Origin of the sequence: Streptomonospora nanhaiensis (assembly GCF_013410565.1) — a bacterium.
Classification (GTDB): Bacteria; Actinomycetota; Actinomycetes; order Streptosporangiales; family Streptosporangiaceae; genus Streptomonospora; species Streptomonospora nanhaiensis.
In genome coordinates, this window is the sequence record NZ_JACCFO010000001.1 from 2,562,958 (window position 1) to 2,586,234 (window position 23,277).

Annotated in this window: 17 protein-coding genes; 10 read left to right on the plus strand and 7 right to left on the minus strand. The window is 76.5% G+C overall.

The window, feature by feature from the left end:
* Position 1: 1 nt before the first annotated feature.
* Both HNR12_RS11100 and HNR12_RS11105 read right to left on the minus strand, forming a co-directional pair.
* A complete protein-coding gene (locus tag HNR12_RS11100) occupies positions 2-2,281 on the minus strand; it encodes an alpha-galactosidase (protein ID WP_338119750.1) in 2,280 nt (759 codons plus the stop codon).
* A 148-nt stretch (positions 2,282-2,429) separates the two neighbouring features.
* Positions 2,430-3,458: a substrate-binding domain-containing protein gene (locus HNR12_RS11105; RefSeq protein ID WP_179767416.1), complete on the minus strand. Its 1,029-nt coding sequence runs from the start codon at positions 3,456-3,458 to the stop codon at positions 2,430-2,432.
* A 416-nt stretch (positions 3,459-3,874) separates the two neighbouring features.
* Between HNR12_RS11105 and HNR12_RS11110 the strand changes: the two genes are divergently transcribed.
* The 5 genes from HNR12_RS11110 to HNR12_RS11130 all read left to right on the plus strand — a co-directional run bounded on the left by HNR12_RS11110 (position 3,875) and on the right by HNR12_RS11130 (position 11,389).
* Positions 3,875-5,212: an MFS transporter gene (locus tag HNR12_RS11110; RefSeq protein ID WP_179767417.1), complete on the plus strand. Its 1,338-nt coding sequence runs from the start codon at positions 3,875-3,877 to the stop codon at positions 5,210-5,212.
* A gap of 97 nt (positions 5,213-5,309) precedes the next feature.
* A complete protein-coding gene (locus HNR12_RS11115; RefSeq protein WP_179767418.1) occupies positions 5,310-6,743 on the plus strand; it encodes a sulfatase-like hydrolase/transferase in 1,434 nt (477 codons plus the stop codon).
* A 155-nt stretch (positions 6,744-6,898) separates the two neighbouring features.
* Positions 6,899-8,212 (plus strand): cryptochrome/photolyase family protein, encoded by a 1,314-nt coding sequence (locus tag HNR12_RS11120; RefSeq protein WP_179767419.1) that lies wholly within the window; start codon positions 6,899-6,901, stop codon positions 8,210-8,212.
* Between the two features lie 99 nt (positions 8,213-8,311).
* Complete coding sequence (locus HNR12_RS11125; protein ID WP_179767420.1) at positions 8,312-9,235, plus strand: nitroreductase/quinone reductase family protein; 924 nt, start codon at positions 8,312-8,314, stop codon at positions 9,233-9,235.
* A 357-nt stretch (positions 9,236-9,592) separates the two neighbouring features.
* Positions 9,593-11,389, plus strand: coding sequence for a gamma-glutamyltransferase family protein (locus tag HNR12_RS11130; protein WP_179767421.1), 1,797 nt, complete (start codon positions 9,593-9,595; stop codon positions 11,387-11,389).
* Between the two features lie 58 nt (positions 11,390-11,447).
* On the opposite strand, the gene HNR12_RS11135 is transcribed toward HNR12_RS11130, so the two are convergent.
* On the minus strand, positions 11,448-12,962 hold the full coding sequence (locus HNR12_RS11135) for a sodium:solute symporter family protein (RefSeq protein WP_179767422.1): 1,515 nt from the start codon (positions 12,960-12,962) through the stop codon (positions 11,448-11,450).
* Positions 12,959-13,255, minus strand: coding sequence for a hypothetical protein (locus HNR12_RS11140; protein ID WP_179767423.1), 297 nt, complete (start codon positions 13,253-13,255; stop codon positions 12,959-12,961). The genes HNR12_RS11135 and HNR12_RS11140 overlap by 4 nt, the downstream gene beginning before the upstream one ends.
* Positions 13,256-13,608: 353 nt before the next feature.
* On the opposite strand from HNR12_RS11140, the gene HNR12_RS11145 reads away from it, so the two are divergent.
* Entirely contained in the window at positions 13,609-14,154 is a 546-nt protein-coding gene (locus tag HNR12_RS11145; RefSeq protein WP_179767424.1) for an inorganic diphosphatase, read from the plus strand.
* Positions 14,155-14,210: 56 nt separating this feature from the next.
* Here the strand turns inward: HNR12_RS11145 and HNR12_RS11150 are convergent, their stop codons facing one another.
* Positions 14,211-15,698, minus strand: a complete 1,488-nt coding sequence (locus HNR12_RS11150) for a carboxylesterase/lipase family protein (RefSeq protein WP_179767425.1) — start codon at positions 15,696-15,698, stop codon at positions 14,211-14,213.
* Positions 15,699-16,633: 935 nt separating this feature from the next.
* Here HNR12_RS11150 and HNR12_RS11155 point away from each other — a divergent pair.
* On the plus strand, positions 16,634-17,521 hold the full coding sequence (locus HNR12_RS11155) for an SCO6745 family protein (RefSeq protein ID WP_179767426.1): 888 nt from the start codon (positions 16,634-16,636) through the stop codon (positions 17,519-17,521).
* 1,584 nt (positions 17,522-19,105) lie between these two features.
* Here HNR12_RS11155 and HNR12_RS28425 read toward each other — a convergent pair.
* Positions 19,106-19,363, minus strand: coding sequence for an acyl-CoA-like ligand-binding transcription factor (locus HNR12_RS28425; protein ID WP_246425056.1), 258 nt, complete (start codon positions 19,361-19,363; stop codon positions 19,106-19,108).
* Here HNR12_RS28425 and HNR12_RS27820 point away from each other — a divergent pair.
* Both HNR12_RS27820 and HNR12_RS11170 read left to right on the plus strand, forming a co-directional pair.
* Entirely contained in the window at positions 19,331-20,644 is a 1,314-nt protein-coding gene (locus tag HNR12_RS27820; RefSeq protein ID WP_308118643.1) for a peroxidase family protein, read from the plus strand. The two genes, HNR12_RS28425 and HNR12_RS27820, sit on opposite strands and share 33 nt — an antisense overlap.
* Before the next feature lie 151 nt (positions 20,645-20,795).
* Positions 20,796-21,572: a protein phosphatase 2C domain-containing protein gene (locus HNR12_RS11170; RefSeq protein ID WP_179770548.1), complete on the plus strand. Its 777-nt coding sequence runs from the start codon at positions 20,796-20,798 to the stop codon at positions 21,570-21,572.
* Here the strand turns inward: HNR12_RS11170 and HNR12_RS11175 are convergent.
* Positions 21,569-22,150: a hypothetical protein gene (locus tag HNR12_RS11175; RefSeq protein ID WP_179767429.1), complete on the minus strand. Its 582-nt coding sequence runs from the start codon at positions 22,148-22,150 to the stop codon at positions 21,569-21,571. The genes HNR12_RS11170 and HNR12_RS11175 overlap by 4 nt on opposite strands.
* 178 nt (positions 22,151-22,328) lie before the next feature.
* Between HNR12_RS11175 and HNR12_RS11180 the strand changes: the two genes are divergently transcribed.
* Positions 22,329-23,204: an enoyl-CoA hydratase-related protein gene (locus HNR12_RS11180; RefSeq protein ID WP_179767430.1), complete on the plus strand. Its 876-nt coding sequence runs from the start codon at positions 22,329-22,331 to the stop codon at positions 23,202-23,204.
* Positions 23,205-23,277 lie beyond the last annotated feature (73 nt).

Genomic DNA, 23,277 nt, shown 5'->3' on the forward strand with positions numbered 1-23,277 from the left:
CTCAGTCGGCGGCGCGCGCCTCGACCAGCACCGCCTGCGCCGGGAGCAGCCGGGGCATCGGCACGCCCAGGGCGCCCAGCGCGGCGCCGCTGAGCACGGGCGGCGCGGTGCCGGCGCGCAGCCACGCGGGCGCGGTGGCCGCGCCCCGGGTGGGGTCGCCCAGCTCGGTGCGGTGGCGCAGCGTGTAGCGCCGATCGGGGTCGAGCCCGGGCAGCGGGGTGCGGCCGGGCTGCTCGGCGGCGGCCGTGGCCACCTGCGCGAAGCAGAACAGCGCGTGGTCGCGCCCGGGTGCCACCACGCCGTGCAGCAGCGCGGCGGGGTCGGTCTGCTCCCCGCGCACGGTCCGGCCGGTGCGCAGCAGCGGGCGGAACTCGCGGACCATCGCGGTCCAGGCGGTGAGCGCCGCCAGCTCGTGCTCGTCGCAGCCGGTGAGGTCCCACTCGATCCCGGAGTGGCCGAACAGGGCCGTGCACAGCCGGAAGGCGAGGTCGGTGCGGCGGCCGGTGGTGTGGGCGGTCGGCGGGCCGACGTGGGCGCCGACCAGTTCGGGCGGCAGCAGCAGCCCGGTCCAGCGCTGGATCGCCTGCCGCTCCACGGGGTCGTTGCAGTCCGAGGCCCACACCCGCTCGGCGCGCTCGATGATCCCCATGTCGATCCGCGCGCCGCCGCTGGCGCAGGACTCGAACTCCACGCCCGGGTGGCGCTCGCGCAGCGCGTCCAGCAGCGCGTAGACCGCCCGGGTCTGGCGGTGCACGCCGGGCACGCGGCGGGCGCCTCCGGGGGGCTCTTGGGGGCCGGGCCCGGCGCGGTGGACGGGCTCGTAGAGGGCGCGGTTGTGGTCCCACTTGACGTAGGCGATCGGGTAGCGGGTGAGCAGCGCGTCGAGCCGGTCGTGGATGAGCCGCCAGGTGTCGGGCCGGGCGAGGTCCAGGACGTACTGGTGGCGCCAGGTGCGGCCGGGGTCGCCCTCGGGGTGGAGGAGGCGGGTGGGGTCGGTGCGGGCGAGGTCGGAGTCCAGGTTGACCATCTCCGGCTCCACCCACAGGCCGAAGTCCATGCCCAGCGCGCGGACGTGGTCGATGATCGGGTCCAGGCCGTGCGGCCAGACGGCGGGGTCGACCTCCCAGTCGCCCAGGCCCGCGCGGTCGTGGCGCCGGCCCCGGAACCAGCCGTCGTCGAGCACGAACCGCTCGACGCCCACCCGCGCCGCCCGGTCGGCCAGCGCGCGCAGCCGGTCCAGGTCGTGGTCGAAGTAGACGGCCTCCCAGGTGTTGAGCACGATCGGGCGCGGGCGGGCCGGGTGCCGGGGCCGGGCGCGCAGGCTCTCGTGCAGGCGCGCGGACACGCCGTCGAGTCCGGCGGCGGAGTGGCAGAAGACGATCTCGGGGCCGGTGTAGGCCGCACCCGGGGCGAGCCGGACCTCGCCGGGGCGCAGGGCCTCGGCGCCGCCGAGGACGGCGGCGTGCGCGCCGGCGCCCTCGGGCAGGCGCTCCACCAGGTACTCCTGGTCGCCGCTCCAGGCGACGTGCACCGCCCACACCTCGCCCGCGCCGAACCCGAACCCCGGCGTGCCCGCCGCCGCCAGCAGGGGGCTGTCGTGGCCGGGGCGCCCGCGCAGGGCGCGGCGCAGCAGGGTGCCGTCGCGCATCGGGCCGCGCTGGGGGCTGCGCTCGCGCACCCAGCGGCCGGTGAGGTCCAGGACCTCGCAGGCGCGGGCGGGCAGCGGGAGCAGCACCCGCAGGGCGGAGAGGTCGTAGGGGGCGGGCTCGCCCGCGCCGGTGGCGGTGCCGGTGCCCGTGCCGGTGTCGGCGGTCGCGGTGGCGCGGGCGCGCAGCACGCCGAAGGCGTCGAGCCGGTAGCGCAACTCGACGGAGATCCCGACCGCGGGGTCGTGCAGGTCCAGCACCAGGGTGTCGGCGGTGCCGCCGGCGTGCAGCCGGTGCCCGCGCAGCCGCAGGCGCGGCTCGGTGCCGGTGCCCGCCCGGTGCCCGCTGAGGCCGGGCGTGCCGGCCCAGGCGTCGGCCTGGGTGGGCAGCACCGTGAACCCGCGCGGGGCGTCGGGGGCGCTGTGGGGCACGGCGGGCACCGACGTGGTGCGCAGGTGCTCGGCGAGGCCGGGGGTGAGCGGGCCGAGGTCGGCGCCCCAGTGCAGCACCTCGGGCAGGCCGCGTCCGGCGAGCGGGGCGAGGTCCACGGCCAGGCAGGCGCCCGCGCGGCGCAGCACGGCGACCGGGGAGTCCGGTGCGGTGCCGGGGGCGGGGTCGGGCACGGAGTCGGGCACAGCGCCTCCACTCGCGGTCTCGCGGCGGCCGAGCCGTTCAAGCGTAGGCCATGGCCGGGCGCCGGGCACGGCAGGCGCGTCCGGGGGCGGCGGGTGCGGACGGCGGGCCGGGCGGGGGCGGTGCGGTGCCGCGCGGCCGGGGCGGCGGTCAGGCCGAGGCGCGCACGATCAGCTCCCAGGGCGCGGCCATGACCTCGCCGGGCAGCGGCGCGGTGGCGTCCAGGCGCGCGAAGAGGCGGGCGACCTCGCGGGAGAAGTCGAGTTCGCGCGCGCCCACGGTGGTCAGGGCGGGCGTGATCACCAGGCCCTCGGGGATGTTGCCGATCCCCGCCACCGCCAGCCCCTCGGGCACGGCGACGCCGTGGTCGCGGGCGGCCCACACGGCGTCGATGGCGGCGCGGTCGGTGGCCGACAGCACGGCGGTGGGCGGGTCGGGGCGGAGCAGCAGGTCGCGCACCGCGGCGTAGGCGGCGGGGCGGGAGTCGGCGACGGGCAGCACCAGGCCGGGGTCGGCCGCGATGCCGTGGGCGGCGAGCACGTCGCGGTGGCCGCGCAGCTTGACCGAGCGGCCGGTGTCCCAGCGGTCCTCGCCGGGGTGGGCCAGGTAGGCGATGCGCCGGTGGCCGGAGTTCACCAGGTGCTCCACGGCGGCGCGGCAGGCGCGGGCGCGGTCCTGGCGGACGACGTCGAAGCCGTCGGGGGCGAGGTGGTCGTCGAACACGACGAGGGCCAAGCCGCGGCCCGCCAGCCGGGCCAGCTCGGCGGGGTCCACCCCGCAGTCGGGCAGCAGGACGGCGCCGTCGACGTAGCGCTCGCGCAGCACCCGCAGCGCTGCGTCGCCGGAGGCCGCGCCGCCCAGGGGGAGCGCCACCACGCCCAGGCCGCGCTCGGCCGCGCCCGCCTGCAGCTGCTCGACCAGCCGGTCCGACCAGGGGCTGGAGGGCGCGGGGTACATGAGCGCCACCAGGTCGGTGCGGCGGCGGCGCAGGCTGCGGCCGGCGTGGTCGACCTGGTAGCCCACCTCGGCGACCGCGCGCAGCACCCGCCGGCGGGTCTCCTCGGGCGGCGGCTTGGCCCCGCCGCGCCGGCCGTTGAGCACGTAGGAGACGGTCGCGGTCGACACCCCCGCCCGGCGCGCGATGTCGCGCTGGGTCGGGCGTGCGGGGGGCTCGGTCACTGCCACATCCGGCAAGCCTAGCCGCCCGGCGCGGGCCCGGCCCGGGCGCCCGCCGACCGGGCCGGCCGCGGCCGTCCGCTACCGGGCGGGCCGCGCCCGCGGGCGACCCGCCCCGGGGGTCTGGACGCCGCCACCGCCGCGCTGTAGCGTGCGGCGTGTTAATCGAATAACAGAACGCAGGACGCCCGCCCGGCACCCCCGGGCGTCGGCCGCGCGGGTCCTCTCAGAGCCACCGGGGCGGCGTCGCCGCGCCGCCCGCCGGCTCTCCCCGCGCGGCCGCGGCCGTCCGTCCGGCCGCCCTTGGGCGGCGCGGGGCGCGGCACCTTCGTCCGGCCCGGTCCCGGCCCGCGTGCGCCCCGGCGCCGCGCACCCGGCCGTCTCCGGCCCGGCGCCACCGCCGAACGGAGAAGGCTGACATGACACGCCCGAACGACGACCCGCCCCGCCAACCCATGCGCAAGGTCATCGCCGCCAGCCTCTCCGGCGCCCTGCTGGAGTGGTACGACTTCAACCTCTACGGGCTCTCGGCGGCGCTCGTCTTCAACCGGCTCTTCTTCCCCGACGCCGATCCGCTGATCGGCACGCTGCTGTCGCTGGCCACCTTCGGCGTCGGGTTCGTGTCGCGGCCCATCGGCGCCCTCCTCTTCGGCCACCTGGGCGACCGCGTCGGGCGCAAGCAGATCCTCGTGGCCACGATGATGATCATCGGCGGCGCGACCTTCCTCATCGGCCTGCTGCCCGACTACGACACCATAGGGGTGTGGGCGCCCGTCCTGCTGGTCACCCTGCGGCTCGTGCAGGGCCTGGGCCTGGGCGGGGAGTTCGGCGGCGCCTCCCTGCTCACCGTCGAGCACGCCCCCCGCCACAGCCGCGGGTTCTGGGGGAGCCTGCCCCAGACCGGCGGCCCCATCGGCTACCTGATCGCGGTCGCCGTGGTCAGCCTGTTCGCGCTGCTGCCCGAGGACGCCTTTTTGAGCTGGGGCTGGCGGGTGCCGTTCCTGCTCAGCGCGGTGCTGCTGGTGGTGGGGCTGCTGGTGCGGCTCAAGATCGAGGAGACGCCCGCGTTCCACCGGGTCAAGGCGGCCGAGGCCCAGGCGCGCGTCCCGCTGCTGACGGCGCTGCGCCGCTACCCCCGCAGCGTCGTCGTGGGGTTCGGCGCGCGCCTCGGCGAGGCCGGGACCTCCCAGGTCTACCAGCCCTTCGCCATCAGCTTCGTCACCACCAGCCTGGGGTTCGGCCAGGGCGTGGCGCTGACCGGCGTGGTGCTGTACAACCTGCTCGGGCTGGCGCTGATGCCGGTGGCCGGGGCGGTCTCCGACCGGGTGGGGCGGCGCCCGCTGTACCTGGCCGGCGGCGTGATCGTGGCGCTCACCGCCTTCCCCTACTTCTGGCTGCTGGAGATGGGCAGCGCGTGGTGGGCGTGGACGGCGATGGCGCTGGCCGCCGTGGGCGGCGCGGTGTGCATGTCGAGCCTCCAGGCCACGCTGTTCACCGAGATGTTCGGGGTGCGGGTGCGCTACTCGGGCATGTCGTTCGCCTACCAGACCTCGGCCATGGTCGCCGGGTTCGTCCCGGCCGCGGCGACGTCGCTGCTGGTGGCCTTCGACGGCGCCACCTGGCCGGTGGCGCTGCTGGTGGTGGGCCTGGGCGCGGTGTCGGTGGTCTCGACGCTGTTCATGCGCGAGACCCGGCACGTCGACACCGCCGAACTGGAGGCCGCGTCCGGCCGGGACACCCCGGGCGCGGGCGGGTGAGCGGGCGCCCCGCTCGGGCGGGCGGGGCGGGCAGGGTGATCACGGCGGGCACCGCAGACATGCGGCAACGGCAGGGGCAAGGACGAGGGGGACGGCGATGGCGGACGGGGTCAACGCGCGGGGCGCGGACGGCACGGGGAGCGCGGGCGGCGGGGGCCGCACCGGCCGCTCCGATGAGGACGCGGCGCGCGCGCCGGGCGGCGCTCCCCCCGGCGCCCCCGGGAGCCGGCGCGGCGGCCCCGCCAACGTGCTCGTGCTCCTCACCGACCAGCAGCGCTGGGACACCACCGGCGTGCACGGCAACCCGCTGGGCCTGACCCCGGCCTTCGACCGGATGGCCGCCGAGGGCGTCCACGTGGCGAACTCCTTCACCTGCCAGCCGGTGTGCGCACCCTCGCGCGCCGCGCTGCAGACCGGGCGCTACCCGGCGCAGACCGGCGTGTACCGCAACAACATCCCGCTGCCCGAGGACGCCCCGACCCTGGCCCACCACTTCGCCCGGGCCGGCTACGACACCGGCTACATCGGCAAGTGGCACCTGGCCGACACCGACGTCGCCGGACCGGTGCGGCCCGCCCAGCGCGGCGGCTACCGCGACTGGCTCGCGGCCAACCTGCTGGAGTTCACCTCCGACGCCTACGAGACCACCCTCTACGACGGCGACGGCCGACCGCACGAACTCGCGGGCTACCGCGCCGACGCGCTCACCGACGCCGCGATCGACTACATCACCCGCGAGCGCGCCAACCCGTTCTTCCTGTTCCTGTCCTACCTGGAGCCCCACCACCAGAACCAGCGCGACGACTACCCGGCGCCCCAGGGCTACGGCGAGCGCTACGCGGGCGGCTGGACGCCCGGCGACCTCGCCGCCCTCGGCGGCAACGCCGCCGAGCACCTGGGCGGCTACTACGGCATGGTCCGGCGGCTGGACGAGTGCCTGGGCCGCGTCCTGGCGGCGCTGGAGGAGCACGGACTGGCCGAGGACACCGTGGTGCTCTACACCTCCGACCACGGCTGCCACTTCAAGACCCGCAACAGCGAGTACAAGCGCAGCTGCCACGACGCCTCGATCCGGGTGCCCACGGCCCTGCGCGGCCCCGGGCTGGCCACCGGGCGGCCGATCACCCGGCTGGTCAGCCACGTCGACCTGCCCCCGACCCTGCTGGACGCGGCCGGCCTGCCCGTCCCGCCGGACATGCACGGCCGCTCGCTGCTGCCCCTGGTCCGCGGCGGCGCCGACGACCGGCCCGACGACGTCCTGGTGCAGATCAGCGAGTCCCAGGTGGGGCGGGCGCTGCGCACGCCGCGCTGGAAGTACGGCGTGGTGGCGCCGGACGCCGACGGGTGGGACGACCCGGCCGCCGACGAGTACGTGGACGCCTACCTCTACGACCTCGAATCCGACCCCCACGAACTGGACAACCTCGTCACCGCCCCCGGCGCCCAGGAGGTCATCGCCCCGCTCCGCGACCGCCTTTTGGCCCGCCTCGCCGAGACCGGCGAGCGCCCGGTGATCCGCCCGGCCCGGTGAGGGCGCGGGCCGCGCGGCGCCGCCGGAGGACGGCGGCGGCGCCGCGCGGCCGCGGTACTTGCGCCGACGCCCCGGACCGGTCCTGGCCTGCTCGAACACCGACGCCACGGACGGTAGTGTGGCGACCACGCCCGTCTCCGGCCCAGGGAGGCGCCTTGGTGCGGCCGACCATCGTGCTGTTCACCCGCGACCTGCGCACGCACGACCACCCCGCGCTGGCCGCCGCCGCGGCGCGCGGCCGGGAGGTGGTGCCGCTCTTCGTGCTCGACCCCGCCGTGCTCGCCCGCTCCGCGCGCAACCGGATCGCCTACCTGCGCGAGGCCCTGGCCGACCTGCGCGGCGGCCTGCGCGCGGCCGGCGCCGACCTCGTGGTGCGCTCCGGCGACACCGTCGCCGAGACCGTGCGGGCCGCGCGGTCCGCCGGCGCCGACCGGGTCCACCTCAGCGCCGACGTCAGCGCCTTCGCCGCCGACCGCGCCGGGCGCCTGCGCGCCGCCGGGCGGGCGGAGGGGTTCGCGGTGGCGGAGTTCCCCGGTGTCACCGTGGTGCCGCCCGGTGCGCTGCTGCCCGCGGGCGGCGACCACTACCGGGTGTTCACGCCCTATTGGCGGGCGTGGCAGGCCCACGCGTGGCGCGCCCCCGAGCCGCCGCCCCACGGGCTGCGCCTGCCCGCGGGGGCGGCCGCGGGGCCGCTGCCCGGCGAGGAGTGCGCGGTCGCGGGAACGGGCCGGCTGTCGCCGCGCCGGGTGGGCGGCGGCGAGCGCGCCGCGCGCGAGCGGATGCGCGGCTGGCTGGCGGGCGGCTGCGCCGGCTACGGCGAGGCCCACGACGACCTCGCGGCCGACGCCACCTCACGCCTCAGCGCCGACCTGCGGTTCGGCTGCCTGTCGCCGCTGGAGCTGGCCCGCTCGGCGCGCGGGCACGGCGCCTGCGACCCCTTCGTGCGCCAGCTGGCCTGGCGCGACTTCCACCACCAGGTGTGCGCGGCCTACCCCCTGCTGAACCGGAGCGACTACCGGCCGCGCGAGGTCCGCTGGCGCGACGACGACAGCGCGTTCGCCGCCTGGTGCGCGGGCCGCACCGGGGTGCCGATCGTGGACGCGGGCATGCGCCAGCTGCTGGAGGAGGGCTTCATGCACAACCGCGCCCGCCTCATCACCGCCGCGTTCCTGACCCGGGAGCTGCGCGTGCACTGGCGGCGCGGCGGCGACCACTTCCACGCGCTGCTGACCGACGGCGACATCGCCGACAACTACGGCAACTGGCAGTGGGTCGCGGGCACGGGCAACGACACCCGGCCCAACCGGTCGTTCAATGTCCTGCGGCAGTCGCGCCGCTTCGACCCCCGGGGCGACTACATCCGGCGCTACGTGCCGGAACTCGCCGACATGCCGGCCGAGCGGATCCACGAACCGTGGCGGTCGCCCCGGCGCGCCGCCGACTACCCCGAGCCGCTGTTCGACGTGTGACGGCGCCGCCGAGCGCCGCCTCAATTGACACCTCGCCTTCCGCCCGCTTACCTTTCCTAGCCTAATAGCTTTGTAAACAAAATAATTTTAGGAGGCAACATGACCGAGGCGGACGAGCCGGGCCCCGCCGCCTTCAACCGGCAGGTCATCGCCGAGTTCCGGGCCAACGGGGGCGTCGTCGGCGGCGTGTTCGCGGGGGCACCGCTGGTGCTGCTCACCACGGCCGGGGCGCGGACCGGCCGGCCGCACACCAACCCCGCCGTGTACGCCCGCGACGGGGAGCGGCTGCTGGTGTTCGCCTCCAACGCCGGAGGGCCGCGCAACCCCGCGTGGTACCACAACCTGCTGGCCCACCCCCAGGTCACGGTGGAGATCGCCGACGGCCGCGGCGGGGTGGCGGTGCACGCGGCCCGGGCCGAGCCGCTCGACGGGCGCGAGCGCGACCGGCAGTACGCGCTCCAGGCCGAGCGCGATCCCGCGTTCGCCGCCTACCAGGCCGGGACGGCGCGCACCATCCCGGTCGTCGCCCTGCACCCGCTCGACCTCACCGGCGACCCCGAGCGGGGCCGGGCCATCGCCGCGCAGCTCACACGCCACCACGACGACCTGCGCGCGCGGCTGGCCCGGGCGCGGGCCGCCGTCGATTGGCGCCTGGCCGGGGAGGACGCGGCCGGGGACGCCGGCGGCCGGGCGGACGGCCTGGACGGCGGCGCCGACCTGCTGGGGAACTGCCTGTCCTTCTGCGACGCGCTGGGGCTGCACCACATCCGCGAGGACGGGGCGTTCACCGCGTTCAAGGCGGCCTACCCCGCACTCCGCCCGGCGGTGGCGCGGCTGCGCGCAGAGCACCGCGCGGTGGCGGCCCTCCTCGCCGACCTGCGGGAGCTGTCGGAGGGCGCGGCCGAGACCGCCGACTGGGCCGCGCTGCGCACCGACCTCGACCGGATCGGCGCCGAACTGGAGCGGCACTTCGCCTACGAGGAGCAGGCCCTGCTGCCGCCGCTGGAGGCGGCCGGCCGGTAGCCGATGCCTCCGGCGCGGGCGGGGCGGGGACCGCCGCCGGGGCGGCGGTCGGCGCCGGCCGCGGTCCGGGTCAGGGCTCCGGCGGCCGCTCGATCGGCGGCATGGGGCCGCCGACGGGATGCCAGGCCGCCGGGAACCCCGCCTGCCGGGCGGTGCCGACCAGTTCGACGCGCCCGCCGACGAAGGCCACGCGGTGGTAGGCGAAGGGCCGGCCGTCCCGCCCGCCGGGTCCACCCCGCCCCGGCCGTCGGCGCCGCGACGTGGGATGTATACGGTAGCCGGGCCGGATCGCGCCGCCCGGCGAGCCCGGCAACCGCCCCTCCGCCCCCGTCCGTTCCGCAAGGAGGAACCAGCCCCATGCCAATGTTCACCACCCGGCCCGAGCTGCGCGGGTCGTTCGGCATGGCCGCCTCGACCCACTGGCTGGCCACCGGTGTCGCCATGTCGGTCCTGGAGCGCGGCGGCAACGCCTTCGACGCCGCCGTCGCGGCCGGGTTCACCCTCCAGGTGGTCGAGCCGCACCTCAACGGGCCCGCGGGCGAGGTCCCCATCATCTTCCAGGCCGCCGGAGGCACCCCGACCGTGGTCTGCGGCCAGGGGCCGGCGCCCGCCGCCGCCACGCCCGACGCCTTCGCCGGCCTGGACCGGATCCCCGGCAGCGGCGTGCTGCCGGCCTGCGTGCCGGGCGCGTTCGACGCCTGGCTGCTGCTGGCGCGCGACCACGGCACCCTGCCGCTGCGCGACCTGCTGGAGCCGGCCATCGGCTACGCCCGCCGCGGCTACCCCCTCACCCCGCACATCGTCGGCCACGTCACCGCCGTCGAGCAGGTCTTCACCCGGCACTGGCCCTCCTCGGCCGCGCTGTGGCTGTCCGGCGGCGCGCCGCCCGCCGCCGACTCCCTCCACACCAACCCGGCGCTCGCCGACACCTACGAGCGCGTCCTCACCGAGGCCGAGGCGGCGGGGAGCACCCGCGAGCAGCGCATCGACGCGGCGCGGCGGATCTGGCGCGAGGGATTCGTCGCCGAGGCCATCGCGGAGTTCTGCGCGCAGCCGCGCCCCGACGGCGCGGGCGTCCCGCGCCGGGCCCTGCTGAGCGCCGACGACCTCGCCGGCTGGAGCGCCACCTACGAGGAGCCCGTCAGCCTCACCTACGCGGGCCGCACCGTGCACAAGACCGGCCCGTGGGGGCAGGGGCCGGTGTTCCTCCAGCAGCTCCGCCTGCACGAGGCCCTGGGCACCGGCGCCGACGCCGAGGCGGGCCGGGCCGGCGTGCTCTCCGCGGAGTTCGTGCACCGGGTCGCCGAGGCGGCCAAGCTCGCCTTCGCCGACCGCGAGGCGTGGTACGCCGACCCGGCGTTCGCCGACGTGCCGCTGGCCGACCTGCTCTCGCCCGGCTACGCCGCCGAGCGCGCGGCCCTGGTGGGCGCCGAGGCGTCGCTGGAGCTGCGCCCCGGCTCCCCCGGCGGGCGCGCGCCCCACCTCACCGAGCAGCGGCTCACCGGCACCACCCCGTTGCCGCTGGGCACCAGCGGCGAGCCCACGGTGGACCGCGCCGGGGAGCAGCGCGGCGACACCTGCCACCTCGACGTCGTGGACCGGCACGGCAACATGGTCGCGGCCACCCCCAGCGGCGGGTGGCTGGCCAGTTCTCCGGTGATCCCGGCTCTGGGGTTCCCGCTGGGCACGCGCGGCCAGATGTTCTGGCTGGACCCGCGCTCTCCCAGCGTGATCGCGCCGGGCAAGCGCCCCCGAACCACCCTGACCCCCACCCTCGTCACCCGCGACGGCGAGGCCGTGATGGCGTTCGGCACCCCCGGCGGCGACCAGCAGGACCAGTGGTCGCTGACCTACTTCCTGCGGCTGGTGCACGGCGGCATGGGCCTGCAGGAGGCGATCGACGCCCCGATGTTCCACACCAACGGGCTGCCCAGCTCGTTCTACCCGCGCGAGATCTCGCCCGGCCAGCTCGTGGTGGAGTCCCGCCTGGGCGAGGACGCCATCGCCGAGCTGCGCCGGCGCGGCCACGACGTGGTGGTCTCGGACCCGTGGTCGCTGGGCCGCCTGTCGGCGGTGGCGCGCGACCCCGAGACGGGCGTCCTGCGCGCGGCGGCCAACCCGCGCGGCGCCCAGGGCTACGCGGCCGGGCGCTGACGCCGCCGGGTGCCGGGGCCGGACCTCCAGCGGGTCCGGCCCCGGGCACCGGCGCGCCTCAGCCCCCGGCGGGCGCCTCGGCGGTGTCGGTTTCGGTCCGGCCGCCGGGCGCGGCGGGCGTGCGCGCCGGCAGCAGCGACCCCGCCACGCACACCAGCGCGTTCAGCGCCAGCCCGACCAGGCCGCCGTGCACCCCGTAGACGTCCTCGACCCCGGCCAGACTCAGCCCGCCCGCGAGCAGCGCGCCGGCGGCCATGCCGTAGAACACCGGAGCCTCGCGCAGCCCTTTCCAGTACAGGCCCACGATGAACGCCGGCACGATCTGGATCAGCAGCTCGAACTTGAGCACGAAGATGTTGACCAGCAGCGTCGGCGGGTTCCACGCCAGCGCGAGCAGCACCGCGACCGCGGCGATCCCGGCCGCCTTGCCGACCAGCAGCGCCCGGCCCTCGTCGCCGCCCCGCGCGAACCCCTTGCGGTAGATGTCGTTGGAGACGATCGAGGAGAAGCTGAGCAGCACGGAGTCGGCGGTGGAGACGATGGCCGCGATCACACCGCCGAACAGCAGCACCATCATCGCCGCGAAGAACACGTTGATCCCGGCGACCTCGTTGGCGAGCATGCCCACCAGCTGCTCGGACTCGGTGTCGCCCAGCCCGGGGAACAGCCGGATGCACAGGAAGCCGACGAGGAACACCACGCCGGTGGTGATGAGGGGCATCCACGCCATGGCCGCCAGCGACCGCTTGAGGGTGCGCTCGCTGCGGGAGGCGTAGATTCGCTGGATGGCGTGCGGGTAGACCGCCGCGCCGATGCCCACCATCACCACCATCGACAGCCAGTTGACGGAGTCCCGCACCGGCGGCACCGCCGCCTTCTCCGGCTCCTCGGCCACCACGTGGGCGACCGTGTCGCCCAGCGACCCCCCGGCCAGATACAGCCCGCCGGCCAGCATCACGGCGACGCCGACCAGCAGCGCCACACCCTGCATGACGTCGGTGAACGCGACCGCGCGCATGCCGCCCATCCAGGAGTAGGCCAGCATCACCACCACGAACCCGACCACGCCCACCTGGTAGGGCACGGTGCCGCCGGTGAGGCCGGCGATGCCGTGGCCCATCGCCACCAACTGCTCCAGCAGGTAGTTGGCCAGGGCCCACAGCATCAGCAGCGCCGCCAGCAGGCCCACGCGCCGGCCGCCGAAGCGGTGCAGCAGCCAGTCGGTGGGGGTGAGGAAGCCCTCGCGCTTGGCCACCGCGTACAGGCGCGGCGCGAAGAGGAGGTAGCCGCCGATGATGGCGGTCATGAAGGTCACCGACTGCCACCAGGTGAAGCCCATGCGGTAGGCGGCCGGCGCGTAGCCCACCACGTTGTTGCCGCTGTACTGGCTGGCGTAGAGGGTGAAGAACAGCACCATGACGCCGAGGTGGCGGCCGGCCAGGTAGTAGTTGTCCAGGGTGTCGCGAACCCCGGGGCGGCTGCGGCTCACCCAGAACCCGATGGCCAGCATGATCACGGCGTAGGCCACCAAAACCGCGATCCCCGGCGCGCCCGCGAACGCGAGGTCGTTCATGCGCCGCCCTCCCCGTGGCCTCCGCGCTCCGCGCGCCTCTCCCGCTCCTCGCGCTCCTCCTGCTCCTCGACCATCGACCACTGCGTGAGGCACAGCCAGCTCAGGTAGGCGCTGAGCACGACCGAGGAGCCCACGGTGACCAGCGCCCACAGCGGCAGGCCCAGCACGATCGGCTCGACGGTGCCCGGCGGCCAGTACAGCGGCACGCCCGCCAGCAGGAGGAGGGCGAGGACGATCCAGATCCACGGCTTGCGTATGGGCTCCCGGACCGGTTTGTCCGATGATGGGGCCACAGCGACCTCCGTTCCACCCCGCCGCGTCCCGTGCCGCGGCGGCGGGCGGGGCGCCGCCGCGGCGGGTGGCCGGGGCCGCACCGCCGCCCGCGCGCCGCGTGCCCGCGGGTACGGGCGCGGGCGCGGGTGACGTGGCCCCGCCGCAGGATGTTACGTGCGTCACTCCCTGTGGCGGAGGGCGGGGTCGGCGCTCCGTCGCCGCGCTCTCACTCCCCGCGCACGCCGGGGCGGGGGTCGGGCGCGGCGGGCCGCCCCGCGCGGGCGCGGCGGCGCGCGCCGGGGTAGCGTGCGGGTGTATGCGCGACCGGGACCGGCGCGGCGCCGTCCCGAGGCCGGTGACGAGGAGGGCAGGCATGGAACTCGACATGGTGGTCGAGATCCCGCAGGGATCGCAGAACAAGTACGAGATGGACCACTCGGTCGGCCGCATCCGGCTGGACCGCCACCTGTTCACCTCGACGCAGTACCCGGCCGACTACGGCTACTTCCCCGGCACCCTGGCCGAGGACGGCGACCCGCTGGACGCCATGGTCCCGCTGGAGCGGCGCTCCTTCCCCGGCTGTGTGGTGCGCGTGCGGCCGGTGGCGGTGTTCTGGATGCGCGACGAGGGCGGCCCCGACGCCAAGGTGCTGTGCATGCCGGCGGGCGACCCCCGGCTGGAGCACGTGCGCGACCTGCGCGACATCCCCGAACTCCAGATCAACCAGATCAAGCACTTCTTCGACATCTACAAGCGGCTGGAGCCGGGCAAGAGTTCGGAGGTCCGCGGCTGGCAGGACCGCGCGGCGGCCGAGGCGACCGTGCTGGACGCCCAGCGCCGCGCCGCCGAGAACCCCGACCGCCCCGTGGTGTGGCCCGGCTCCCCCGGCCACGTGCCGCCGCCGGCGGTGCCCCGGTAGGGCCCCACGGCGCCGGGGCCGCGCCGGCGACACCGACGACCGCGGCCGGCGCCCCGTCAGCCGGCCAGCCCCTCCCACAGCAGCCGGGTGCGGGTGCCGGGGTCGCGCACCTGCCCCGTCTCGGGGTGGTCGAAGCGCATGAACACGCGGTCGGTGGGGTTCCACCGCGGCCAACCGGGGTCGCCGCTCACCGCGAAGTCGATCCAGGCGCGGTGCATGGCGTCGGCCAACTCCTGCGGCGCATCGGGCCCGGCCAGCGTTCGTCCGTCGCCGAGGTTGTCGAACACGAACGGGATCTCCAGCGCGTGGCAGGCGCCCAGCGCGCCGTCGAAGCGCGGTGAGCGCCACGCGAACTCGTAGGCGTGGCTGCGTCCGCCGGCGGCGGCGCGGGCCTCCAGCGCGCGGTAGGCGGGGATCCGGAAGACCGCGTCGGTGCACAGCGCGGAGTAGGCGTCGCCGGGCGTGCCGCCGCACTCCTCGGCGTAGACGGCGGCGGCCTCCTCGGGCAGGCCCAGGCGGCGCGCCTCGGCGGCGAGGCGGTCGGCGCCGATGGCGGGCAGGATGCCCGGCGGCACCAGGAAGAGGCGGTACTCCTCGCTGGTGGTGCCGATCAGCAGGTCGACGTCCGCGCCCTCGCCCGCGCGCAGCGCCTCGATCGGGCGGCGCGTGAGCAGTACGCCGTCGACCACGGGCGCGAACGGCAGCGCGCCGGTGCGCCGCAGCCGCGGGCCCCAGGTGCCGCGGGCGGCGCGGCCCCGGATCTCGATGTCGATCCCCACCTGCTCCTCCAGCAGGGCCTTGACCGGAACCTCGGCCAGGCTGTCGGGCGTGGGCGGCACGCCCAGGCGCTCGGCGAGCACGCGGGCGACCTGGGCAGCGTCCTCGGGGTGCTGCACGGTGTGCCCGGCGCCGGACTGGGCGATCGCCCGGTGGAACAGCGCGCGGGCGCGCGGCACCGCCATCAGCGTGACGACGCTCATGGCGCCCGCCGACTCCCCGAAGACGGTGACGCGGCCGGGGTCGCCGCCGAACGCGGCGATGTTGTCGCGCACCCACTCCAGCGCCGCGATCTGGTCGAGCAGGCCGCGGTTGGCGGGCGCGCCCGCCAGGTGGGCGAAGCCCTCGGCGCCCAGCCGGTAGTTGAAGGTGACGGCGACGACCCTGTCGCGGGCGAACGCGGCGGCGTCGTACCCGGGTTCGGCGCCCGAGCCGTTGGTGAAGGCGCCGCCGTGGACGTAGACCATCACCGGAAGCCCGCGCTCGCCGGTGCCGGGCGTCCACACGTTGAGGTTGAGGTAGTCGGAGCCGGGGATGCGGCGCTCGGGAAGGGCGTCGGCTATGGCACCGAGATAGGGCGGGTGCGGCGCGGTGGGGCCGTACTCCACCGCCTCGCGCACGCCCGTCCACGGCTCGACCGGGCGGGGAGCGCCGAACCGGTCGACCCCGCGCGGCGCGGCGGCGTAGGGGATACCGCGGAAGACGGCGATCCCACCCTCCACGGCTCCGCGCACCCGGCCGTGGACGGTCGTGGCCTCTGCCTGCATAACGCGCTCCCTACGTCGGGGGTGTGGGGGATGTGCGACCACCGCGCACCGGCCTCCGTCCGTTCCTACGCAAACCGACCGGTCGGTGTCAATACCGATGGGTAACCAACCGCTGAGGGCCGCTCCCGGCCCCCAGGGCGGGCCGACCGCCCGTCCTCCGGCGGTGCGCTGCGTACCACCCTCCGTCGGCGAGGAGGACCGTGCCGCCCGCCCATGGGGCGGACACCGCCCACCGACCGGGGCCGGGACCATCCGCCGGCGGCCGGAAGCCGACGGCGCCGTCCGCCTCGGGAGCGTGGGAGCCGCCCGGCGCCAACCGGCGCAGCGCAGGCCGTCCCGCGGCGCCCGACCGCAGCCGGACCTTTGGTAATGCGAGGCGCCCGCCTCCCCGTCAGCGGAGAGGACGGTGGCGATGCGCCCCTCCGTGGGGAGGACACCGCCCAGCGGCCAGGCGGGGCCACCGGCGGGGACGCGGGGAGCCGCCTGCGGCCGGGCAAAAGGGCCCGGCCCCGGTCTCCATGCGCTCCAACCGGCGCCGAACCGGAGCCGGTCCGCTGGGGGCCGCTTCCGTGGAGCACCGGCCGCCTTCGGCCGCCCGGACCCTGATCCCAGGTGGCGGACCGCCCGCCGATCGGGGCCACCGTCCCCGGACCAACCGCGCCGGGAGCGTCGGCCGCCCTCCTGCTGGGCCGCCGACACACGACGGCTGGGCGCCGGCTGCCCTGCGGTGGGGCAAGGGCGCTCGGCCCCGGCCCCAGGCACCCCGTCCGCCCGCCCATACCGGAGTCCGCCCGCGCGTCACCGGCCGCACCCATCGGGCAGGGGCCGCCCGGACTCCGGGGCGCCGTTGTCTAGCCTTGCGGTGCGGACGGCGTTCCCGCGCCGCACCCCCTGCCGTGCGCCACGGCGGTCCGACCGAACGAAAGGCGGCCGACATGACCCGCGCAACAGCCCTCTCCCCCGACCTCGCCCGTGCGGCGTGGGCTGCGGTGGAGCCGATCCACCTCGTCGTCTACTTCGCCCCCGAGGCGGCCGAGCAGTACACCGGCATCGGCCTGGAGCCGGTGGGCATGGGCTACTTCGCCTCGCGCTCAGCCCCGCTGGGCCCGGCCGGGCCGCAGACCGTGGCCGCGACCTTCTACAACTTCAGCCCCGCGCTGGTCTCCTCGGTCATCCCGCACGCCTGGTCGGTCGCCGCGCCCGAGTCGGTGCTGAAGGCCCGGCACGCGGTCGCCGACACCGCGCTGCGCCGCATCCTGGGTGTCGAGACGGTCGGCTCCGCCGGCCTCCGCGAGGCCGCCGACCTCGCCCGCACGGCCGCGCTGGCGGCGGCCGAGCACCCCCAGGGCCGCCCGCTGTTCGCGGCCCACGCAGCCCTCGACTGGCCAGAGGAGCCGCACAACGTGCTGTGGCACGCGGCCACGCTGCTGCGGGAGTTCCGCGGCGACGGCCACGTGGCCACGCTCCTCACCTCCGGCGTCGGACCGCTGGAGGCGCTGGTGACCTACGCGGCGGCCGGCGGGGCGCGGGCCTCCACGCTGCGCCGCACGCGCGGCTGGTCCGACGAGGAGTGGGAGGCCGGGGTGGCGAGCGCGGTCGAGCAGGGCTGGGTGGCGACGGGCGAGGACGGCGCCCCGGTGCTCACCGACGCCGGGCGCACCCTGCGCAGCGAACTGGAGGGCCGCACCGACACGCTGTCGGTCCCGGCCTTCGCCGCCATCGGTGAGGACGGCTGCCGCCGCCTGGCCGAACTGACCGCGCCCCTGGTCACGACGATCCGCGCCGAGGGCATCCTGCCGGGCACCCGCCCTCGCCGCAGCTAGGACACACCGCACCCCGGACGGGGCGGGCGACGCGCGAACGCGTCGCCCGCCCCGCGCCTTGTCACCGGTCGGCACAGCCGGCACCGACCGGCGGCCGGGGCCGAGGGCGGTCGGGGCGACGAAGCGGGGGCGCGTGTCCGGGGCGGCGATCAACGGCCATCAGAGCGGATGGCCAAGGCAGCGACGAGGCGCCAAGGCCGCGGCGGGTCCAGGCCCTCGACCACCGTTCCTCGGGGCGGACGGCCAAGGCGGCAACGGGCAGCGAGGTGAAGCGCCGGTCCGGGCCCGCGGGAGTCGACCATCCGGGCACGTGGTCAGCGTGGCGACGGGGCGGCAACGGCAGGCGGCGGCTCGGCCCGCACTCACCCGCGATCGGGGCGTGCGGTCGGGGTGGCGACGGGCCACCGGGTCGCGGCGCGGGTCCGAGGCAGCGGCGACCGAACGTCGGGACGGGTGCCCAAGGCAGCGACGAGCCAGGTGGGACGGGGCGGCGTCACCCGGGCCGCTCCTCACCGGTTGTGGTGAGGGCGGGGCGGTCCATGGATCGGCGCGGATGGGATGATCAGGCGCCCGGGCGCAATGGGGTGGAGGCCCCGGGTGCCCGCTGTGCGGTGTGGTGGAGTGCGGGCAGCGGAAAACCGTAGATCGTCCGCATCTATCGCGGAGTTTCATGACGGAATGCCCGTTTCGTCCCCCCGAAAGGAGGTGGAGGGGGCCACTGAGGGGCGCCGTGAACGCCAGGGTGACCACATGGTGAGACGGCAGGGTGCGGCGCCGTGGCCATATGCCCGCGATGCCCGTTTCTTGGGGCGGCGATCTCGCACTGGCGGTCGCAGGGGCGACCGGGGATGCCAGATCGTCGCGAAAGGCCCGGTTTTCGTCTCGCCCTGTGAGATCGCAGGGGGTTCGTGCTCCCTTATGTCCGGTTCGGGGCTCCGGCGGGCACGCCGCCGCGCACTCGTGGCGGTACCGGCGGGCGCAGGACCTGGCCCTGCCGCTGCCCCCGCCACTGGAGCCGCGAAGGGCCGCCGCCTTCCGGGGCCGGGCGCGCCCGCCGGGCCGTCCGGTTGCCTTGGTGCCGCATCGCTCACCGCAGCCACCCGCCCGCCCGCATCACGGAAGACGCTGACCCGCATCTCCGGCCGCCCTCCCCGCCCCGTCGCCTCCCCCACCCCTGACCCCCGGGCCGGTGGCCGCCGCCCTGGCCACCGGCCGCCCTCGCCGCCCTCGCCGCCGCCCCGGCCATCCGCCCCGATCGGCGGTGGGCGCGGGCCTGGACCCTGCTTGCCCCCTGCCCTCGTCACCACCTCAGCCCTCCGCCCACGGACTCGGCGGCCGCCTCCCCCAGCCACCCGCCACCCTCGGCGCCTCGTCGCCCCCGCACCCCTGAGCCCGGACCAGTGGTCGCCCACCCCGGCCACCCGCCGCCCTTGGCGCTCCGTCACTTGCCTCGGCCCCCTCCCCCCAGGTGCGGAAGGCGTCGCCTGCCCGTTCGTCCGGTGGCCTTTGGTGCTCCGTCCCCTACCCCCGCCCACATCTCGGAGCCCGGTGGGCGCCGCCGCGGCCCCTCGTCTCCCCGCCGCCTTATCGACCCACCGCACCGTCGCCGAATGCGGCGGCGAGGGCTTGGCCTATCAACTCGGGCAGGTGCGGGCGTCCGTCCTCCTCCGCCCAGCGGACCAGGGCCGTGTGCAGGGCGGCCAGGCAGGCGCCGGCCGCGGCGTGGGCGCGGAACGCCGCCTCAGGGCCCTCGGCCTCGGCGCCGAGGGCGTCCACGATGGCCTGCTGCAGCGCGACGTTGCTGTCCAGGTGCCGGGCGCGCAGGGCGGGCGTGGAGATCATCAGCCGCAGCCGGGCCAGCAGAAGGTCGCGGTCGCGGTCCCGCTCGGGGTCGTCCTCGCCCCCGCCCGCCAGGGCGGCCGCGGCCTCGACCAGCGCGCCGCCGATGCGGCGGACCAGCGGCTCCCCCGGCGGCGACGCGGCGATCCGCTCGGCGACCGCACGCCGCGCTTCGACCTCGACTGCCTCTACGGGCGCGGCCCCGCCGACCAGCCCTACCTCTACGACGCCGAGCGCCCCGGCCGCTTCCTCATCGGCCGCCACGACGACGAACTGGACCTGCCGCGCAACGAGCAGCAGACCGCGCTCATCGGCGACCCGCGCAACGACGAGAACATCATCGTCAGCCAACTCCAGCTCACCATGCTGCTGTTCCACAACAGCGTGCTGGACCGGATCGAGGAGCTGCGCGCGGCCGAGCCGGTGCCCGAACCCGACGACTTCACGCTCGCGCAGCGGATCGTGCGCTGGCATTACCAGTGGGTCGTGGTGCACGACTTCCTGCGCCGGATCGTGGGCGAGGAGACGCTGAACGCCGTGCTGCGCCGCGAACCGCGCGTCCCCGGCGGCCGCCGCGTCGAGAAGGCGGTGCCCGCGTTCTTCCACTGGCGGCGCGCGCCGTTCATCCCGGTGGAGTTCTCCGGGGCCGCCTACCGCTTCGGCCACTCGCTGGTGCGGGCGCGCTACAAGTTCAACACCACGGTCCCGGCGCTGCCGATCTTCACGCCCGAGCCCATCAGCCAGAGCGACCCGCTGTCGCACCTGGGCGGGTTCCGCATCCTGCCGCCGGTCTGGCAGATCGAGTGGCCGCGGTTCTTCCCGCTGGAGGAGGGCCGGGCGCCCGTGCCCGTGCGCGCCGTGGACACCCGCATCGTGCCGCCGCTGCTGGAGCTGCCGCCGGAGGCGGCCGCGGGTGTGGCCTCCCTGGTCGAGCGCAACCTCACCCGGGGTGTCCAGCTGGGACTGCCCTCGGGCCAGGCGGTGGCGGGCGCGATGGGCCTGGAGCCGCTCTCCCACGCCGACCTGGGCCTGCCCCGGCGCGGAGGGGCGCCGCTGTGGTACTACGTGCTGCGCGAGGCCGAGGTGCTGGCGGGCGGCCGGCACCTGGGCCCGGTGGGCGGCCGGATCGTGGCCGAGGTGTTCCTCGGCCTGCTCGCCGCCGACCCGTCGTCCTACCTGAGCACCGACCCCGGCTGGACCCCCACGCTGCCCTCCGCGCGGCCGGGCGAGTTCACCATGTCCGACCTGATCCGCTTCACCGGGTTCGGCCTCGCCGAGGTCTGACCCGCGCGCGGCCGGCCGCCCTCTCCCCGGCCGGCCGCGCGCCCACCTCTCCTCCGCACACCCGCCGACCCCCGCGGCACCCCCACCTCTCCCCGGCACACCCGCCGACCCCCGCCGCGCGCCCGGCTGCCGGTAGGCTCGCCGCGTGCTGATGCGCATCGCCAGTGAGCAGGGCCAGGGCGCCGTGAACGAGGACCGCGCGGCGGCGGGCACCGACTGGGCGTTCGTCCTCGACGGCGCCACGGCCCCGCCGGACGTCGACACCGGGTGCCGCCACGGCGTGGCGTGGCTGGTGGACCGGCTGGCGGCGGCGCTGGCCGCCGAACTGGCGGCCGAGCGCCCCGCGTCCCTGCCCGACTGCCTGGCGGCCGCGATCGAGCGCACCCGCGGCGCCCACGGCGGCGGCTGCGACCTGGGCAACCCCGACAGCCCCTCGGCCACGGCGGCGGTGGCGCGCCCCGCCCGCGACGGCTCCGCCCGGCTGGAGTACCTGGTCCTGGCCGACTGCACGGTGCTGCTGCCCGAGCCCGGCGGCGGGGTCCGCGCCGTCACCGACGACCGCGTGGAGCGCCTGCCCGGCGGCCGCCCCTACACCCGCGCCCTCGTGCGCGCGCACCGCAACGCCGAGGGCGGGTTCTGGGTGGCCGGCGCGGTGCCCGAGGCCGCCCACCGCGCGCTCGTCGGGCTGGCGCCGGGCCGGCGCTTCGCCCTGCTCACCGACGGCTGCGCGCGGCTGGCGGAGTACTTCGGCCACCCCTGGACGCACGTGTGGCGCCGACTGGCCGACGACGGCCCCGAGGCGCTGGTCGCCTGGGTGCGCGCGGAGGAGCGCCGCCGGGGAGTGGTGCGCGGCAAGGCGCACGACGACGCCACCGCGCTCCTCGGGGAGTTCGCCCCTCCGGCCGGTGAGGGCGCCCGCCCCGCCTAGAAGCGGGCGTAGTCGTGCCGGGCGGGGTGGCGCCAGCGCAGGGTTGTGGTGAGGCCCTGCTCCTCCACGCCCTTGCGCTCCATGCCCGCGCTGCGGCACACCTCGGCGAAGAACCCCGCCAGCTCGGTGCGGCCCTCGATGTCCAGCGCGAGCACCCGGAAGCTCTCGGGCTCGCCGTTGACGGTGCGGATCACCAGCTCCGGCGGCATGCGGTCCTCGAACCCGAAGTCCAGCGCCTGGATGCTGTCGGCGCGCATCCGCAGCTGCACGGCCACCAGGTCCTTGAGGTCGAAGGACTTGGACTCCAGGAGGCGCCTGCGGCAGCGCCGGTACAGCAGCACGGAGCCGTCGAACACGAAGCTGGTCTGGCCGTGGCGGACGCGGCTGCGCCACAGCAGCAGGACCAGTGCGGCCAGGAAGCACACCGAGAGCCCGGAACTGATCCACAGTATGGCGTCGCGGACCCCGAACAGAGCGCAACCGGCGAAGAGGGTGAGACCGAGGAGAGCCACCTTGCCCAGTTGCGACCAGAACTGGTGCGTATCGTCGGTGTAAATCCGTGTTCGTACAGTTGACACGGGAAGGCTCCCTCTCACCGTGCGCGGGACCACGATGCCGAAATAAACGACGCCCAGGGGGAATCTACCCGACTTGTCCGAGATGTGGGAGACCGCCGTTGGTTGTACGCCACGCGCCTTCCGTCCCGCGGCCGACCGCCCTTTTCCACCGCGATCCCACCGCGACCCAGGAGGCGACATGACCGAGGCACCCGACCCCGCCGGCACCGCTCGCGGCGCCGAGGACGTCAAGGACGGCGAGGACAACGAGGCCGTCGAAGGCGCCGAGGGCACCGCCGAGGACCCCGTGCTCAGCGACCTCAACTCCGGGGTGCTGCGGCTCACCCTGAACCGCCCCGACCGGCTCAACGCCTGGACCCCGGCCATGGCCGACCGGCTGAGCGCGCTGCTGCGCGCGGCCGACCACGACCCCCAGGTGCGCGCCGTGCTGATCACCGGCGCCGGCCGCGCCTTCTGCGCGGGCGCCGACATGGCCGCGCTCAGCGCCATCAGCGGCCGGGAGGTCCGGGTCGACGGCCGCGCGCTGGCGCTGCCCGCCGAACTGCGCAAGCCCGTCATCGCCGCCCTCAACGGCCCGGCCGCCGGGGTGGGCCTGGTACTGGCCCTGTTCGCCGACGTCCGGTTCGCCGCCGCCGACGCCAAGCTCACCACGTCCTTCAGCATGCGCGGACTGTCCGCCGAGTACGGCGCGGCCTGGCTGCTGCCCCGCCTGGTCGGCCGGGGCCGCGCCCTGGACCTGCTGCTGTCCTCGCGCGTGGTACTGGGCGAGGAGGCCGCGCGGATCGGGCTGGTCGACTTCGCGTGCCCGCGCGAGGACGTGGTGGTCGACGCCCTCGACTACGCCCGCACGCTGGCCGCCTCCTGCTCGCCGTGGTCCATGGCCGTCATCAAGCGCCAGGTGCTGCGCGCCGCCCAGAGCGACTTCGCCACCGCCGCCGACGAGGCCGCCGACCTCATGGCGGAGTCCTTCGCCGGACCCGACTTCGCCGAGGGCGTGGGCAGCTACCTCGACAAGCGGCCGCCCCGCTTCCCCGGCCTGCCGCCACGCGGCTGACCCCACCGTGGACCGGCGCGGAGGCGGCGACTAGGCTCGACGCGACATACCGGGCGGTCGGTCCGCCCTCAGC